This window comes from Variovorax sp. J2P1-31 (genome assembly GCF_030317215.1).
GTDB lineage: Bacteria > Pseudomonadota > Gammaproteobacteria > Burkholderiales > Burkholderiaceae_C > Variovorax.
In genome coordinates this window covers 281,071-296,309 of the sequence record NZ_JASZYA010000004.1, presented here as the reverse complement: position 1 = coordinate 296,309, position 15,239 = coordinate 281,071, and the positions used below count along the sequence as shown (strand labels likewise).

15 protein-coding genes are annotated in these 15,239 nt (G+C 70.6%); 4 read left to right on the top strand and 11 right to left on the bottom strand.

Annotated elements, in window-relative coordinates:
• Positions 1-3,177, bottom strand: a complete 3,177-nt coding sequence (locus QTI20_RS26885) for an efflux RND transporter permease subunit (protein ID WP_286555301.1) — start codon at positions 3,175-3,177, stop codon at positions 1-3.
• A gap of 9 nt (positions 3,178-3,186) precedes the next feature.
• Positions 3,187-4,455, bottom strand: a complete 1,269-nt coding sequence (locus QTI20_RS26880) for an efflux RND transporter periplasmic adaptor subunit (RefSeq protein WP_286555303.1) — start codon at positions 4,453-4,455, stop codon at positions 3,187-3,189.
• Between the two features lie 286 nt (positions 4,456-4,741).
• On the opposite strand from QTI20_RS26880, the gene QTI20_RS26875 reads away from it, so the two are divergent.
• Positions 4,742-6,136, top strand: a complete 1,395-nt coding sequence (locus tag QTI20_RS26875) for an amidase family protein (protein ID WP_286555304.1) — start codon at positions 4,742-4,744, stop codon at positions 6,134-6,136.
• Positions 6,137-6,152: 16 nt separating this feature from the next.
• Here QTI20_RS26875 and QTI20_RS26870 read toward each other — a convergent pair whose 3' ends face one another.
• Positions 6,153-6,656: a GNAT family N-acetyltransferase gene (locus tag QTI20_RS26870; RefSeq protein ID WP_286574305.1), complete on the bottom strand. Its 504-nt coding sequence runs from the start codon at positions 6,654-6,656 to the stop codon at positions 6,153-6,155.
• Positions 6,650-7,534: a LysR family transcriptional regulator gene (locus QTI20_RS26865; RefSeq protein WP_286555308.1), complete on the bottom strand. Its 885-nt coding sequence runs from the start codon at positions 7,532-7,534 to the stop codon at positions 6,650-6,652. The genes QTI20_RS26870 and QTI20_RS26865 overlap by 7 nt, the downstream gene beginning before the upstream one ends.
• A 127-nt stretch (positions 7,535-7,661) precedes the next feature.
• Here QTI20_RS26865 and QTI20_RS26860 point away from each other — a divergent pair, with 127 nt between their 5' ends.
• Entirely contained in the window at positions 7,662-8,558 is an 897-nt protein-coding gene (locus tag QTI20_RS26860) for an alpha/beta fold hydrolase (RefSeq protein ID WP_286555310.1), read from the top strand.
• A gap of 37 nt (positions 8,559-8,595) precedes the next feature.
• On the opposite strand, the gene QTI20_RS26855 is transcribed toward QTI20_RS26860, so the two are convergent.
• From QTI20_RS26855 to QTI20_RS26835, 5 genes are read right to left on the bottom strand one after another with little or no spacing between them, the layout of a single operon-like run.
• Positions 8,596-9,498, bottom strand: coding sequence for a hypothetical protein (locus QTI20_RS26855; RefSeq protein ID WP_286555314.1), 903 nt, complete (start codon positions 9,496-9,498; stop codon positions 8,596-8,598).
• 11 nt (positions 9,499-9,509) lie between these two features.
• Positions 9,510-9,764, bottom strand: coding sequence for a hypothetical protein (locus QTI20_RS26850; RefSeq protein ID WP_183028609.1), 255 nt, complete (start codon positions 9,762-9,764; stop codon positions 9,510-9,512).
• Positions 9,765-9,801: 37 nt separating this feature from the next.
• On the bottom strand, positions 9,802-10,278 hold the full coding sequence (locus QTI20_RS26845) for an FKBP-type peptidyl-prolyl cis-trans isomerase (protein ID WP_183028610.1): 477 nt from the start codon (positions 10,276-10,278) through the stop codon (positions 9,802-9,804).
• 59 nt (positions 10,279-10,337) lie between these two features.
• Positions 10,338-10,613 carry a hypothetical protein gene (locus QTI20_RS26840; RefSeq protein WP_286555317.1) on the bottom strand — a complete coding sequence of 92 codons (276 nt, stop codon included), beginning with the start codon at positions 10,611-10,613 and terminating at the stop codon, positions 10,338-10,340.
• A complete protein-coding gene (locus QTI20_RS26835; protein ID WP_286555318.1) occupies positions 10,613-11,278 on the bottom strand; it encodes a hypothetical protein in 666 nt (221 codons plus the stop codon). The genes QTI20_RS26840 and QTI20_RS26835 overlap by 1 nt, the downstream gene beginning before the upstream one ends.
• A 58-nt stretch (positions 11,279-11,336) precedes the next feature.
• Here QTI20_RS26835 and QTI20_RS26830 point away from each other — a divergent pair, with 58 nt between their 5' ends.
• Together QTI20_RS26830 and QTI20_RS26825 are read left to right on the top strand one after the other, a co-directional pair.
• Positions 11,337-11,822, top strand: a complete 486-nt coding sequence (locus QTI20_RS26830; protein ID WP_286555319.1) for a metallophosphoesterase family protein — start codon at positions 11,337-11,339, stop codon at positions 11,820-11,822.
• A 247-nt stretch (positions 11,823-12,069) separates the two neighbouring features.
• Positions 12,070-12,291: a DUF3606 domain-containing protein gene (locus QTI20_RS26825; RefSeq protein WP_286555320.1), complete on the top strand. Its 222-nt coding sequence runs from the start codon at positions 12,070-12,072 to the stop codon at positions 12,289-12,291.
• An 8-nt stretch (positions 12,292-12,299) separates the two neighbouring features.
• On the opposite strand, the gene QTI20_RS26820 is transcribed toward QTI20_RS26825, so the two are convergent.
• Both QTI20_RS26820 and glgX read right to left on the bottom strand, forming a co-directional pair.
• Positions 12,300-13,025, bottom strand: a complete 726-nt coding sequence (locus QTI20_RS26820) for a hypothetical protein (protein WP_286555321.1) — start codon at positions 13,023-13,025, stop codon at positions 12,300-12,302.
• Positions 13,026-13,050: 25 nt separating this feature from the next.
• The gene (gene glgX / locus QTI20_RS26815) at positions 13,051-15,189 is read right to left on the bottom strand and encodes a glycogen debranching protein GlgX (RefSeq protein WP_286555322.1); all 2,139 of its coding nucleotides are present in this window, start codon (positions 15,187-15,189) and stop codon (positions 13,051-13,053) included.
• Positions 15,190-15,239: the final 50 nt, after the last annotated feature.

The window sequence follows — 15,239 nt, the reverse complement described above, 5'->3', positions numbered from 1 at the left end:
TCAATGGCTCCCTTGCTCGATGGCCGGCGTCGAAGCCGACGAGGCATTCTTGCGCGCCCGGCGACGCTCCATGAAGCTGCTGATCAGCACGAAGAACAGCGGCACGAAGAAGATGCCCAGGGCCGTGCCCACCACCATGCCGCCCAGCACCGCGGTGCCGATCGACTGGCGGCCTCCCGCGCCCGCGCCGGTGCCGATGGCCAGCGGCAGCACGCCGAAGCCGAAGGCCAGCGAGGTCATCAGGATGGGCCGCAGCCGCAGGCGCACCGCCTGCAGCGTGGCCTCGATCACGCTCTTGCCCTGCTCATGCAGCTGCTTGGCGAATTCCACGATCAGGATCGCGTTCTTCGACGACAGGCCCACGGTGGTCAGCAGCCCGACCTGGAAGTACACGTCGTTGCTGAGGCCGCGGGTCCAGGTGAACAGCAGCGCGCCCACCACGCCCAGCGGCACCACCAGGATCACAGAGAAGGGCACCGACCAGCTCTCGTAGAGCGCGGCCAGGCACAGGAACACGAACAGGATCGAGATGGCGTAGAGCATCGGCGCCTGCGCGCCCGACAGCCGCTCCTGGTAGGAGGCACCGGTCCATTCGTAGCCGATGCCCTGCGGCATCTGCTTCATGACCTCTTCCACCGCCAGCATCGCCGCGCCCGAGCTCACGCCCGCGGCCGCGTCGCCCACGAACTCGTAGCTGGGGCTGCCGTTGTAGCGGATCAGCTGCGGCGAGCCGTAGGTCCAGCGCGTGCTCGAGAAGGCGCCGAAGGGCACCATCTGGCCCAGCGTGTTGCGCACGCTCCAGCGGCCGATGTCGCTGGGCAGCATGCGGAAGGCGGTGTCGCCCTGCATGTAGACGCGCTTCACCCGGCCGTTGTTGAGGAAGTCGTTGACGTAGGTGCCGCCCATCGCGGTCGACAGCGTGCTGTCGATGGCGCTGGTGTTCAGGCTCAAGGCCCCGGCGCGCGCATCGTCGATGTCGACCGCGAACTCGGGCGTGTCTTCCAGGTTGTTGTTGCGCACGTTGGCCATCTCGGGCCGCGCGTTGAGCAGCTGCAGCGCCTGGTCGCGCGCCTTGAGCAGCGCATCGTGGCCCAGCGCGTTCAGGTCCTTCAGGAAGAAGTTGAAGCCCGCGTTGGCGCCCAGCCCGCGCACCGCCGGCGGCAGCAGCACGAAGATGCGCGCGTCGCGGATGGTCGAGAGGTCGCGGCTCGCGCGCCGCGTGATGGCCGCGGCCGAGCTGTCCTTGCCGGTGCGCTCGCTCCAGTCCTTGAGCTTGACGAAGGCGCGGGCCGAGCTCTGGTCGCCGTTCTGGCCGGTCAGCAGGTTGATCGCGACGACTTCGGGCTGCTTGTCGAAATAGTCCTGCACCTGCTGGATCACCGGCTGCAGCCGGGCGTTCGACGAACCCGGCGGCAGCGTGATCTGCACCTGCACGAAGCCCTGGTCCTCGTCGGGCAGGAAGGAGGTGGGCAGGCGCAGGAACATGAAGGCCATCACCGCGCAGATGCCCACGTAGACCAGCAGGCTGCGCTTGCCGCGCCGCAGGATGCCGCCCACGATGCCCTGGTAGCGGTCGGCGCCGCTGTCGAAGCGGCGGTTGAAGCCGGCGAAGAAGCGGTCGACGTAGCCCAGGGGACCCTTGCGCGGCGCGCCGTGCGGCGAGTGCGCGCCCTTGGGCACCGGCTTGAGCAGCGTGGCGCACAGCGCGGGCGTGAGCGTGAGCGCGACCAGCACCGACAGCACCATCGCCGAGACGATGGTGATCGAGAACTGGCGGTAGATCACGCCGGTCGAGCCGCCGAAGAAGGCCATCGGGATGAACACCGCCGACAGCACCAGCGCGATGCCCACCAGCGCGGGCGTGATCTCGGCCATCGACTTCTTGGTCGCCTCCTTGGGCGACAGGCCCTCCTCGCTCATCACCCGCTCGACGTTCTCGACCACCACGATGGCGTCGTCCACCAGGAGGCCGATGGCCAGCACCATGCCGAACATGGTCAGCGTGTTGATCGAATAGCCGAACACCGAGAGCACGCCGAAGGTGCCCAGCAGCACCACCGGCACCGCGATCGCGGGGATCAGCGTGGCGCGGAAGTTCTGCAGGAAGATGTACATCACCAGCACGACCAGCAGCATGGCCTCGGCCAGCGCCTTCACCACCTCGTCGATCGACGCGCTCACGAAGGGCGTGGTGTCGTAGCTCACGAAGGTCTCGAGCTGGTTCGGGAAGAAGGGCTTGAGCTCGGCGATCTTGGCGTTCACGGCCGCCGCCACCTGCACCGCGTTGGCGCCGTCGGCCAGCACCACGCCCAGGCCGGCGCCGGGCCGGCCGCTGAGCACCGAACGCACCGTCAGGTTCTCGGCGCCGAGTTCGATCCGGGCCACGTCCTGCAGCCGCACCACCGCGCCGTCGGGCGTGGCGCGCAGCACCACGGCGCCGAACTGCTCCACCGTCTTGAGCTTGCTGCGCGCGGTGATGGTGGCGTTGAGCTGCTGGTTGCCGGTGGCGGGCAGCGCGCCCAGCTGGCCGGCCGAGACCTGCGCGTTCTGGGCCTGCAGCGCGGTGTTCACGTCCGAGGGCATGAGCGAGTACTTGCGCAGCTTGTCGGGGTCGAGCCAGATGCGCATCGCGTAGCCGGTGCCCAGCGTCTGCACCTCGCCCACGCCGTCGATGCGGCTGATCACGTCGACCAGGTTGCTGGTGATGTAGTCGCCCACGTCCACCGCCGAGGCGCTGCCGTCGTCCGAGTACATCGAGACGATCATCAGGAAGTCGTTGCCGCCCTTGATCACGAACACGCCGCGGGTCTGCACCTGCTGCGGCAGCCGCGCCATCGCGGGCTGCAGCTTGTTCTGCACCTGCATCTGCGCCACGTCGATGTTGGTGCCCGGGGCGAAGGTCAGCTGGATGCGCGACACGCCCGAGGAATTGCTGGTGCCCTGGATGTACAGCAGGTTGTCCACGCCGGTCATCTGTTGCTCGATCACCTGGGTGACCGAGTCCTCCACCGTCTTGGCCGAGGCGCCGGTGTAGGTCGAGACGATGGACACGCGCGGCGGAGCGATGTCCGGGTACTGCTCCAGCGGCAGCGTGCGGATCGACATCAGGCCCGCGAGCATGACCACGATGGACAGCACCCACGCGAAGATGGGGCGGTCGATGAAGAACTGTGCCATGGCGCTTCCTCAGCGCGCGGCCACGACGGCCGTGCCGGCGACGCTCGCCGCCGCGCCGGGCGCGGGGCCATTGGGCGTCTTCGCGGCCGGGTTGGCGCCCGTGGGCACCACCTCCGATGCGCGCACCGTGTCGCCCGGGCGCGCGCGCTGCGAGCCCTCGACCAGCACGCGCTCACCCGCGGCCAGGCCGCTGAGCACCTGCCAGCGGTTGCCCATCGCGCGGCCGACCACGATGGGGCGCTTGACCAGCTTGTTGTCGGCGTCGACCACCAGCGTCGAGGCGCTGCCGTCGGGCGCGCGCGTCACGGCCTGCTGCGGGATCAGCAGCGCGGCTTCGTTCACGCCCTCCTGCAGCACCGCACGCACGTACATGCCGGGCATCAGCATGCGGTCGGGGTTGGGCACCAGCGCGCGCAGCGTGACGCTGCCGGTGCCGGCATCGACGGTCACGCCGGAGAAGGTCAGGCGGCCGGGGTGCGGGTAGGCCGTGCCGTCTTCCAGCAGCAGCTTGATCGGCGCCTCGTTGGCGTTGCCGCGCTGCAGCCGCCCTTCGGCCAGGTCGCGCTTGAGGCGCAGCAGCTCGCTGCTGGACTGCGTGACGTGCACATGCACCGGGTCGAGCTGCTGCACCGTGGTGAGCGCGGTCGCCTGGTTGGCCGTGACCAGTGCGCCGGGCGTGACGGTCGAGAGTTCCACCCAGCCGGTGATCGGCGAGTTGATGCGGGTGTAGCCCAGGTTGATGCGCGCCGTCTGTTCGGCCGCGCGCGCCACCGCCACGTCGGCCTCGGCCTGCAGCGCGGCGGCCTGGGTGGCTTCGTTGACCTGCTGGCTGATCGCGTCGATCTTGACCAGCTCGGCATTGCGCCTGGCCACCGTGCGGGCCGTGGCCAGCGTGGATTCGGCCTTGCGCACGTTGGCCTGCGCGCTGGCGTGGACCGCCTGGAACGGCGCCGGATCGAGCTGGTAGAGCGGCTGGCCTTCCTTGACCTGCGAGCCCTCGGTGAACAGCCGCTTCTGGATGATGCCGCCCACCTGGGGCCGGATCTCGGCGATCACCGGCGCCACGGTGCGCCCCGACAGCTCGGTGCTGAAGGCCAGCCGCTCGGTCTTGAGCGTCACCACCCCGACCTCGCGGACCTGCGCCGGCTTGGCCGCCTTGGCGCTGTCGGTGCGGGAGCAGCCGGCGGCCACCAGGGCGGCGACCAGACCCAGGGCAAGGCCGATTCGGAGCCCGCGGGAGGCGGTGGCGGGCGGCACGGGTCGGGCAAGGTGGGGCATGGGAGCGCAGTGAATAGGTGGGCGAACGCAGAGTGTGAAACAGCCGGGGGTATCGAGTTCAACGCCAGGCTTTGCAAGCGGTCAGCTTTACCGAACTTCACAAAGAAAGCTGCCGCTGGTGGTGCCATGCAAGTGCGATGCCTGCAATCGGCGGCTCGACGGCACCTGGATGCCCTCCCTGTCGGGCCGCCCGGCCCGCCGGGATTCTGCCGCAACGCAGCTTTTCGTGGGCGGCTTCGTGCGGCCGCCGCTGGACACCCGGCGCGCCAGACGGTACACCGCTGGGATGACAGACATCTGGCGCCTCTCCGCCTCCGACGTCGCGGCCCTGATCGCGCAACGCAAGCTCTCGGCCGTCGAAGCGGCCCAGTCGGCGCTGGCCCGGCTCGCCGCGGTCAACCCCCGGCTCAACGCCGTGGTCGACTGGCGGCCCGACGCCGTGCTGGCCCGCGCCGACGCCATCGACGCGGCGCTGGCGCGCGGCGAGAACCCCGGCCCGCTGGCCGGCGTGCCGGTCACCGTCAAGGTCAACATCGACCAGGCCGGCTTCGCCACCACCAACGGCGTGCGCCTGCAGAAAGACCGCATCGCCGCCACCAACAGCCCGGTGGTCGACAACCTGGAGCGGGCCGGCGCGGTGATCGTCGGGCGCACCAACACCCCCGCCTTCAGCTACCGCTGGTTCACCGACAACGCGTTGCACGGCCGCACGCTCAACCCGCGCAACGCGGCGCTCACGCCGGGCGGTTCCTCCGGCGGCGCCGCCTCGGCCGTGGCCGCGGGCATCGGCCACATCGCGCACGGCACCGACATCGCGGGCTCGATCCGCTACCCGGCCTACGCCTGCGGCGTGCACGGCCTGCGCCCCTCGCTGGGCCGGGTGGCGGCCTTCAACGCCTCGGGCCCCGAACGCACCATCGGCGGCCAGATCACCGCCGTCTCGGGCCCGCTCGCGCGCACCGTGGCCGACCTGCGGCTGGCGCTGGCCGCCATGTCCGGCCCCGACGACCGCGATCCGTGGTGGGTGCCCGCTCCGCTGGAAGGCCCCGCCCAGCCTCGCAGCGCCGCGCTGTGCCTGCGGCCCGACGGGCTGGCCACCGCGCCCGCGATCTGCGCGGCGCTGCACGACGCAGCCGAGCGTCTGCGCGACGCCGGCTGGACCGTGGAGGAGATCGACGACCTGCCGCCGCTGGAGGAAGCCTGCCGCGTCCAGACCCTGCTGTGGATGGGCGACGGCTACGAAGCCATGGTCGAGGCCGCGCGACTGGAGGGCGACCCCGGCGCCATCGCCGCGCTGGCGGGCCAGGCCGGCGTCGCGGCCTCGCTCACCGCGGCGCGGCTCTCGACCGCCCTGGCCCAGCGCGCCACGCTGGCCCGCGCCTGGCAGGAGTTCTTCGGCGCGCGCTACCCGGTGCTGCTGATGCCCGCCAGCGCCGAACTGCCCTTCGCGGCCGACCTCGACCTGCAGGGCGCCGAGGCCTATGCCCGCGTCTGGGCCGCGCAGACGCCGATGATCGGCCTGCCGCTCACCGGCCTGCCCTCGCTGGTGGTCTCGACCGGCATGGCCGGCGCCAGCCCGGTCGGCGTGCAACTCGTCGCCGGGCGTTTCCGCGAGGACCTGTGCCTGGCAGCCGGCGAGGCGATCGAGGCGCGCGGCGTGCCGCCGATGCCGATGGACTGAGCGACGCCGCAGCGGCTCAGCTGGCCGGCGCCAGCCTGCGGCTCATGCGCGCATTGCGCAGCACGACGCCGGCCCGCTCCACCGTCTGCCGCTGGTCGACGTTGAAACCCGCGCGCTCGAAGAAGGCCTCGGCCGCCAGGCTCACGTGGGCGAACAGCAGGCCGATCCCGCGCTCACGGGCCGAGGCCTCGATGCGCGCCATCAGCGCCTTGGCCACTCCGCGCCCGCCACAGTCGCCCGCGACGAAGAACATGTCGATGTAGCCCGAAGGCTGCAGGTCGGCAAAGCCCGCGATGCGCCCGTCGAGTTCGGCCACGAAGGGCTGCAGCGCGTGCATGCGCGCTGCCCACTGCGCAGCGTCGTGCGCCGCCGGCGCCCAGGCCGCGCGCTCGGCGGGTGTGTAGTACGGGGCGGCGAGGGTGTGGACGGAGGATGCGAAGACGGCGCGCAGGGCGGGGGCGTCGGCGGGCGCGAAGGCCCGGACGCGCGGCGGCGCATCGGAGCGGCCGGCGCTCACCATCGGGCAGGGGCCGCGAAGCGATGGCGCTGGCCGGCCGCGCCGACGGAGGCGATCAGGTCGTCCGCGATCGTGGAGCTCGCCCTCGCGAAGGCATGGAACTGCACCCGCGGGAGCGCGGGCAGGCCCTCGGGGCGGCCCAGGGCGCGCAGGCCCTCCTGCAATTGGCTGCGCGCCACGGGCGTGACGGCGAAGCCGGCCTTGGCCGCGGACAGGCAGCCCGCCATGCTGCTGCTCTCGAAACCCACGCTCCAGGCGCGGCCGGCCTTGTTCAGTGCGGCGACCGCCGCCTCGCGGTAGACACAGGGCTCGGGGAACACCGCCAGCACCAGCGCCGCGCTGTCGTCGAACGCGCCCTCGCCGCCGTACGCCCAGACGAGTTCCTCTTCCCAGAGCAGCTCGCCGGTGGCCTCCGTGCCGGCGCACTGCTTGCCGAACACGACGTCGAGCCGTCCCCGCTGGAGCAGCTTCACGAGATCCGCCGTGATGCCGACCTTGAGTTCGATGGGCGCGCCCGGATGCCAGCGCTTGTAGGTCTGCAGCACGCCGGCCAGCCAGGTGCCGGCGAAATCCTCACTGGCGCCCACCCTCAGCCGGCCGGCCGGGGCGCTGTTCAGGCGCGCGCGCACCTCGCGCTCCAGCCCCACGATGCTGCGCGCATAGGTGTGCAGCAACTGGCCCGCGGGCGTGAGTTGCAGGCTGCGCGTGGTGCGCTTCAAGAGCACGGTGGACGCGGCGAGCTCCAGGCGCTTGATGTGGCCGCTGACCGCGGACGGCGTCAGGGCCAGCTGTTCGGCGGCCAGGCCGAAACCGCCGGACTCGACGACTTCGAGGAAGGTCCGCAGCAGGGTGATGTCGAAGACGGGTGCGGTGCTGGTCATCGCGGCAGCAAGAAAACGAGGCGGTTTGGATTCATCACGATTCATCGTCAGTTTCAATCAATTGATCATGAATCGTCAACACTGTCGGTCCTAGTCTTGGCGGTCTCAATTCGAAAGGATGCACAGGATGAGCCGCTATTCAACGGTCAGGACGCCCACGCTGGCGATTGGCTGCCTGGAATGGAATTCCACCGGCAGCCGCAGCGCCGTGCTGCTGCACGGTTGGCCCGACAGCCCGGAAACATGGATCGGCGTGGCCGAGCGCCTGGCCGCGCAGGGTTACCGCGTGCTGTGTCCGGCACTGCGGGGCTTCGGCCCCACGCGCTTCCTCGAGGCCGACACGCCGCGCAGCGGCGAACTGGCGGCGCTCGGGCGCGACCTGCTCGATTTCATCGATGCGCTGCACCTCGAGCGCCCCTTGCTCGTCGGCCACGACTGGGGCGCGCGCGCCGTCGCGAACGCCTGCGGGCTGCGCGCCGACGCCGCCTCGGCGATGGTGATGCTTTCCGTCGGCTACGGCACCAACGACCCGCACCAGGCGATCAGCCATGCCCAGGCGCAGGCCTACTGGTACCACTGGTTCATGGCCACGCCCCGGGGGCAGCAGGCGATCGTCGAGGAAGACGCCAAGGCCTTCGCCCGCACGATGTGGGACACCTGGTCACCCCAGGGCTGGTACACCGCCGCCGCCTTCGAGGAGGCGGCCCGGGCCTTCGAGAACCCGGACTGGGCGGCCGTGGTGCTGCATTCCTACCGCCACCGCTGGGGCTTCGTGCCCGGCGACCCGGCCTATGCGGAGGACGGGCGCAGGCTGAACCCCGCCCCGCGGCTGTCGGTGCCGACGCTGGTGCTGCACGGCGCCGCCGACGCCTGCAACCACCCCGACACCTCCGCCGGCAAGGAGGCCTTTTTCTGCGGCCCCTACCAGCGCATCGTGCTGCCCGGCGTGGGGCATTTCCCGCAACGCGAGGCGGCGGCCGAGGTGGCGGATGGGATCCTGCGCTTCGTCCAAAGCCATGCCTGAGTGTGCGGCCCGGGTGCCGCCTGCATGGCGGTGGGCGTCAGAGCATGTCGATCGCTTCGACCACAGCGCCTTCCGTCGGGACGCGGCGCACCGAGTTGCCGGCAGGGTCGTACAGGACCACTGCGCCTGTGGTGGCGAAGACGAGCCGGCCTTTTTCGACCTTGCCGTCGCCACGGATGACGGCCACGCAGTCCGCGCCGCGGGGGCGCTTTCCCTCGATCTTCGGTGCGCGCTGCATCAGGGTGTCGATGCGCTGCTGGCGTGAGATGCAGACCTTGGGTTCGACCACCCAATGGCGGATGTGGACCTCGCCTGCGGAGAGGCCGGCGATGGGAACCAGCGCCAAGGCGGTGCTCAGAACCAGCAATGCCAGAAAGCAGCCGATCACTATCGCGGGAGTCGCAAGCGTGACGAACGCCGGGACGAAGAGCACCAGCAGCAGCGGTTCAATCCAGCGTTTGTCTTGCACGCGTTTGCGCACCTGGGCGCGTGCGCGTTGCGCCGCCGCTGACGCCATCCACCGCTTTCCAAACCACCAAAGCGCGAGAAGGGCTGGGAAGAGGATGGAAAAGACAAAGGACATCTTCCAGAGTCGCCAAATCGTCGGGCTCAGGCGTCCCGACACCTCCGTAACGAAGCCCCATGTGTCAGGCTGCGAAATGCCCGCAAACACCTGTGCAACAGCCCATCCACCCAGGTTGAACAGATCAGTGGCCGAACTGAACAGCGTGGCGTGCGGAACGCCCAACGTGCTCTGGACGGCGAGCGCCACACCGTAGCCCAGCAAGGCCAGCACGATGCCGGCGGTCGAAGCCAGGGCCAGCACCACACCCAGCCAGTGGGTGCCACGCTTGGCCAGCGCATCCTTGCCCCCGTCGTCGCTCGCGCGTGTCTCCACAGCGGGCGCGAGCACGCGCAAGCCGGTGTCCGGGCCGCTCACGGCGGTGAGGTCTACCGCCCCGCCACCGACCACCCCGCATGCAGGTTGGCCTTGTCGTTCTCGTATTCCCAGCGCGTGCCGCAGCGGTCGCAGCGGTAGCTGGTGACGGTCACCGAGCGGCCGTCCTCGCGCTCTTCCTTGCGGTTGCTGCCTTGCACCAGCTCGGCATGGCCCGGCGCGCGGCGCCAATTGCGCTGGATGCCGGTGCAGGGTTCGCACAGCTCCATCTTCTTCTGATCGGCCTGTCGGGCGCTTGCGATGCTCATGATGGGGCTCGTTTCGTGATGGCGAAGATGGGGTGGCTCAATGGTGGTGGCCGCCGGCGCCGTGCACGTGGCGGTGCTCCAGCTCCTCGGGGGCGGCGGCGCGCACTTCCAGCACCTTGAGCGCGAAGCGCAGTTCCAGGCCGGCCAGCGGGTGGTTGCCGTCGAGCAGCACCTTGTCGCCCTTGATCTTCTTCACGTAGAAGACGTGCGGCGTGCCCTGGTCGTCGCGGCCTTCGAGCTGGCCGCCGACCTTCACGCCCGGCGGGAATTCGCTCTTGGGGATGGTGCGTTCCAGCGCGGGGTCGCGCACGCCGAAGGCGTCTTCGGGCTTGAGCTGCAGCGTGACGGCGTAGCCGGCTTCCTTGCCGTCCAGCGCTTCCTCGATCTTGGGCAGCGTGTTGTCGTAGCCGCCATGCAGGTAGCCCATGGGCTCCTTGGCTTCCTCGATGAGCTTGCCCTGCAGGTCGCTGACCTTGTAGCGGAGGGTGACGACGGTGTCTTTTTCGATTTTCATGGGGGGATTGTCCCGCAGAGAGGCCGCGACTGCACCCGGCGCGCCGGCAGCTCCCCACTTCAGCGCGGCCGGTACAGCCGCCCGAGCGCCGTCGCCAGCGCCATCGACACCCGCCGCCGCACCAGCGTCAGGGGCGGCAGCGACGCCAGCGGCCCGCGCGTGAAGCGGTAGAAGGCCTGGCTCGCGGCCGACGGCGGCCGGCCACGCAGCGCGCCGCGCAGATGCCGGCCCTGCCAGGGCTTGGCCGCCCCCACCGCATGCGACAGGTGGCGCCCGCCCGGCACGAAATCCATCGCTTCCGGGCCCTGGGTGCACAGCGGGGCGTCGTCCAGCATCACGGCGAAGTTGAGCGCGTCCTCGTCGGTCGAATGAAAGGGGTGGTCGGGCGCCCCCAGCTTGCGCTGCCGCAGCGCGCCGCCGTGTTCCGCGGCGATCTGCTCGCACAGGCGCTGCCAGGTGGCGAGCAGCGCGTCGTGCGCGCGCGGTACGCCGAGGAAGCCGCTGTTGTAGTAGCGCGCGCCAGCGCGCGCTGCGGCAGTTCGCCCTGCGCGGCAGCAAAGAAGCGCGGCCAGCCTTCACGCCGCGGATGGTCCGACGGCAGCGCGCCATCGAGGTCCTCGACCAGCGCGACCTCGCCACCGGCGAACCAGGCCTCGATCTCGGCCCACGCGCATTTCACGACCAGGTCGGGGTCGAGGTAGACCACCGCCTCGGCCGCCGGGTCGTGCAGGTGCAGCAGCTCGCGCATGAAGGCGGGCTTCTGGTAGTTGAGGCTGCGCGGCGGATCGAGCGCCAGGGTTTGCAGCGCCACTTCGGGCGTGACCTGCAGCCGACCTGCTCGGCAGTCGAAACCTGCATGCCGCACCAGCCACGCCGGCAGCGGCCCGCGGTGCCCGGCCCACACCGTGCCCTCGAACCCGGCCGCTACCAGCGAGTTCACCAGCGTCGCCACGCCGTGGTGGTAGTGGCCTTCGAAGAGGGTGCAGACGGTGGAGCGCATGGCAGGGATGATCGCGCACCGGGCGGCGCCCGCCTGCCGCCATCTGCAGAATCGCCTCATGCCCCGCATCGCCCTCCTCTCCGACACCCATGGCCTGCTCCGCCCGGAAGCCCTGGCCTTCCTTGCCGGCAGCGATCACATCGTCCACGGCGGCGACATCGGCGGCCCGGAGATCCTGGCGCAGTTGGCGGCCATCGCGCCCTTGAGCGTGGTGCGCGGCAACAACGACCGCGGGCCCTGGGCCGAGGCCATCCCACCTTCGCTGACCGTCACGCTGAGCGGCGTCGCGGTGCATGCGGTGCACGACATCGCCGACCTGCAGCTCGGCCCCGCCGACGCGGAGGTGCGGGTGGTGGTATCCGGCCATTCCCACAAGCCGTCGATGGCCGAGCGCGACGGCATCCTGTTCATCAATCCCGGCAGCGCGGGGCCGCGTCGCTTCAGCCTGCCGATCTCGGTGGCGGAGCTTCTGATCGACGACGGCGGGCGCGTGACGCCGCGGCTGGTCACGCTGGCGGTGCCGCCCACGCCCCGTCGCCGCTGACCCGGCCCACGCAATCGCCGCAGAATATGCGGCGATTGGCGCGGCAATCACCGCATGCCAGGTGGCCGTGATCGTCCAATGCAGCAGCAGGGCCGAAGGGTCCTGCGGTGCTCGATCGGTGCGAAACGACGCACCGCACCCGCGCGCTGTGAGCGTGCGCCGACGAGGCCGGCGTCGGAATGACTACCGAAGCGACGGCGCCGCCGCACTAGCTTGGTTCCCTGTTCACCCTTTCACGAGCCGAACCATGTCCAACCCCCAGAACCCCGCCGCTTCCCCCGACCGCATCGACACCCAATCGGCCGCCTCGCTGGCCGAATGGGCCGGCAAGCTCGACGTGAGCGAAGCGCAGTTGAAGGAAGCGGTCGCCAAGGTCGGCGACCGCGCCACCGATGTCGAACTGCACCTCAAGGGCAGCCGCAGCACCACCAACACCGAGCGCGTCGAGGAGACCGGCGACGCGCCCTGAGAACGGCCTCAGTAGCCCGAACTGAGGTTGCGCCGGGCCTCGTCGCGCTGGCGCTGGGCGCGTACTTCATCGCAGCGCGGATGGCGGGCGTAGGCTGCTTGCGCGCAGTGGTTGGCTTCGCAGCGCGCGGCGAAGGCGAAGAACAGCTGCTCGCAGCCGACGCGCGGGTCGGCCCGGCCTGAGGCGTGGCGCGGCGCCTCGGTCGCCGCGGCCGGCTTCGACGCCGGCGTGACCATCCGAGGCGGCACCGTCGATGGCGTGACCACGGGCGGCGGGACGGCGGCCGGCAGCGCGCGCTCGATCGGACTTTCGCCGGGCGCCAATGCCGCTTCGAAAGGCACGCTGCTCGACGTCGGCGTCGGAGCCGCCAACGACGGCGCGGCCGCCGGAACGGCTGCAGCCGCCGCCACCGGCGTGGGCGCGGCCTTGGGCGCTGTCCCCGCGCCGGGCCACATCGGCGTCAACGTCACCCAGCTCAGCAGCGCGATCAGCGCGACCCCCAGCAGCAGCACCGCGCCGAACCAGCCCCAGGCGCCGGGCAGGTCCAGCAGGCGGTGCGCACGCTGCGGCGTCGCATAGGGCGAGGGCCCACGCGTCGGCGTCAGCGCGGCGGGCAGCGTCTGCAAGGCCGAGGGCCCGGTGGCCGCGAAGGCCGGCAGCTTGGCCGCACAGCCACGGCAGAACATGGCCTTGTCGCGGTTGTGCGCCTGGCAGGCCTGGCAGATCACGGTCATGCGCGCTCCTTCGGGCGGCGGGTGGTCACTGCGGCGAGGTGAACACCAGCAGCGAGCGCCCGGTCACCGTGTAGCCATGGCCGGGCGCGAAGGCCGCATCTTCCTGCGCGTCGAGCGCCGTGTCGACCACCCGCGTCCAGCCCTTGCCTTCGGGCCGCGCGGGCAGCTGGAAGTCGATCGCGCCCTCCCACGAATTGAACACCAGCAGCACGCTGTCGTCGGCCGCGGGCCGCGGCAGCGAGGACGCCGGTGCGTGGCCTTCGAGCAGCAGGCCGAAGCAGCGGGTCTGCGGATCGGTCCAGTGCGCCTCGTCCATCTCGGCGCCGTCGGGCGCGAGCCAGCTCGAGTCCTTGACCTGCGCGGCTTCGCTCCATTCGCCGCTGAGGAAGCGGTTGCGGCGCAGCACCGGCAGCGTGTGGCGCAGCCGGGTCAGGTGCTGGGTGAAGGCCGTCAGGCTGCGGCCGGCCGGTGCGCTGGCGGCTTCCCAGTCGAACCAGGAGATGTCGCTGTCCTGGCAGTAGGCGTTGTTGTTGCCCTGCTGAGTGCGCGCGAACTCGTCGCCGGCCAGCAGCATGGGCGTGCCCTGCGACAGCAGCAGCGTGGCGAGCATGTTGCGCTGCTGGCGGGCGCGCAGCGCGAGCACCTCCGCATCGTCGGTCGGACCTTCGGCGCCGCAGTTCCAGCTGCGGTTGTCGCCGTGCCCGTCGCGGTTGCCTTCGTTGTTGGCCTCGTTGTGCTTCTCGTTGTAGCTGGTGGTGTCGGCCAGCGTGAAGCCGTCGTGCGCGGTGATGAAGTTGACGCTGGCCCAGGGCCGGCGGCCGCGCTTGTTGAAGCGGTCGCCGCTGGCCGTGAGGCATTGCGCGAGCGCCGGCGCCATCGCTTCGTCGCCCTTCCAGAAGGCGCGCACCGTGTCGCGGAAGCCGTCGTTCCACTCGGCCCAGCCGGGCGGGAAACCGCCGACCTGGTAGCCGCCCGGGCCGATGTCCCAGGGCTCGGCGATCAGCTTGACGCTGGACAGCAGCGGGTCCTGCCGGCAGCTGTCGAGGAAGCCGCCGCCTTCGTCGAAGCCGTGGTCCTCGCGCGCCAGGATGGTCGCCAGGTCGAAGCGGAAGCCGTCGACGTGCATTTCCGTGACCCAGTAGCGCAGGCTGTCGGTCACCATCTGCAGCACCCGCGGGTGGCTCAGGTTGACGGTGTTGCCGGTGCCCGTGTCGTTGATGTAGTAGCGCGGGCCGGTGCCCTCGCCTTCGGGCATCAGGCGGTAGTAGCTCGCGTTGTCGATGCCCTTGAACGAGAGCGTCGGGCCCATCTCGTTGCCTTCGGGCGTGTGGTTGTAGACCACGTCCATGATCACTTCCAGCCCATGGGCGTGGAAGCGGTCGACCATGTGCTTGAACTCGTCGATGTTGGGGCCGTCCATGTAGCGCTGGTCGAGCGCGAAGAAGCCGATGGTGTCGTAGCCCCAGTAGTTGGTCAGGCCCTTCTCGGTGAGGAAGGGCTGGTTGAGGAACATCTGCACCGGCAGCAGCTCGACGCTGGTCACGCCCAGTTCCTTGATCGGGCCGATGACCTCGTCCAGCGCCAGGCCGGCGAAGGTGCCGCGGAACAGCTCGGGCACTTTCGGGTGCTTCATGGTGAAGCCGCGCACGTGGGTCTCGTAGAACACGGTCTGGTTCCAGGGCACGCGCACCGCGTCGGTCTGCTTCCACTCGAAGCGCGAATCGACCACCACGCACTTGGGCATGAAGGGCGCGCTGTCGCGCTCGTCGAAGCTCAGGTCGCCGTCGGGATGGCCCACGGTGTAGCCGAACAGCTCCGGGCCCCACTGGAGCTCGCCCATGTGCGCCTTGGCGTAGGGGTCGAGCAGCAGCTTGTGGTGGTTGAAGCGATGGCCCTTCTCGGGCTCGTAGGGGCCGTGCACCCGCAGGCCGTAGCGGGTGCCGGGTTCGAGCCCGGGCACGAAGCCGTGCCAGACCTCGTCGGTGTACTCGGGCAGCGTGATGCAGGCGGTTTCGGTGGTGCCGGCCTCGTCGTACAGGCAGACCTGCACCCGGGTGGCATGGGCCGAGAACACGGCGAAATTGACGCCGCGCCCGGTGTAGGTGGCGCCGAGCGGGTGGGGGGCGCCTTCTTCGAGGGCGGGCGGCGGCGAGGTGTCGGGCATGGGTGGGTCCGGGGCAAAGACCGAACTGTCGGCCGGCGCGGGGCGCCGCG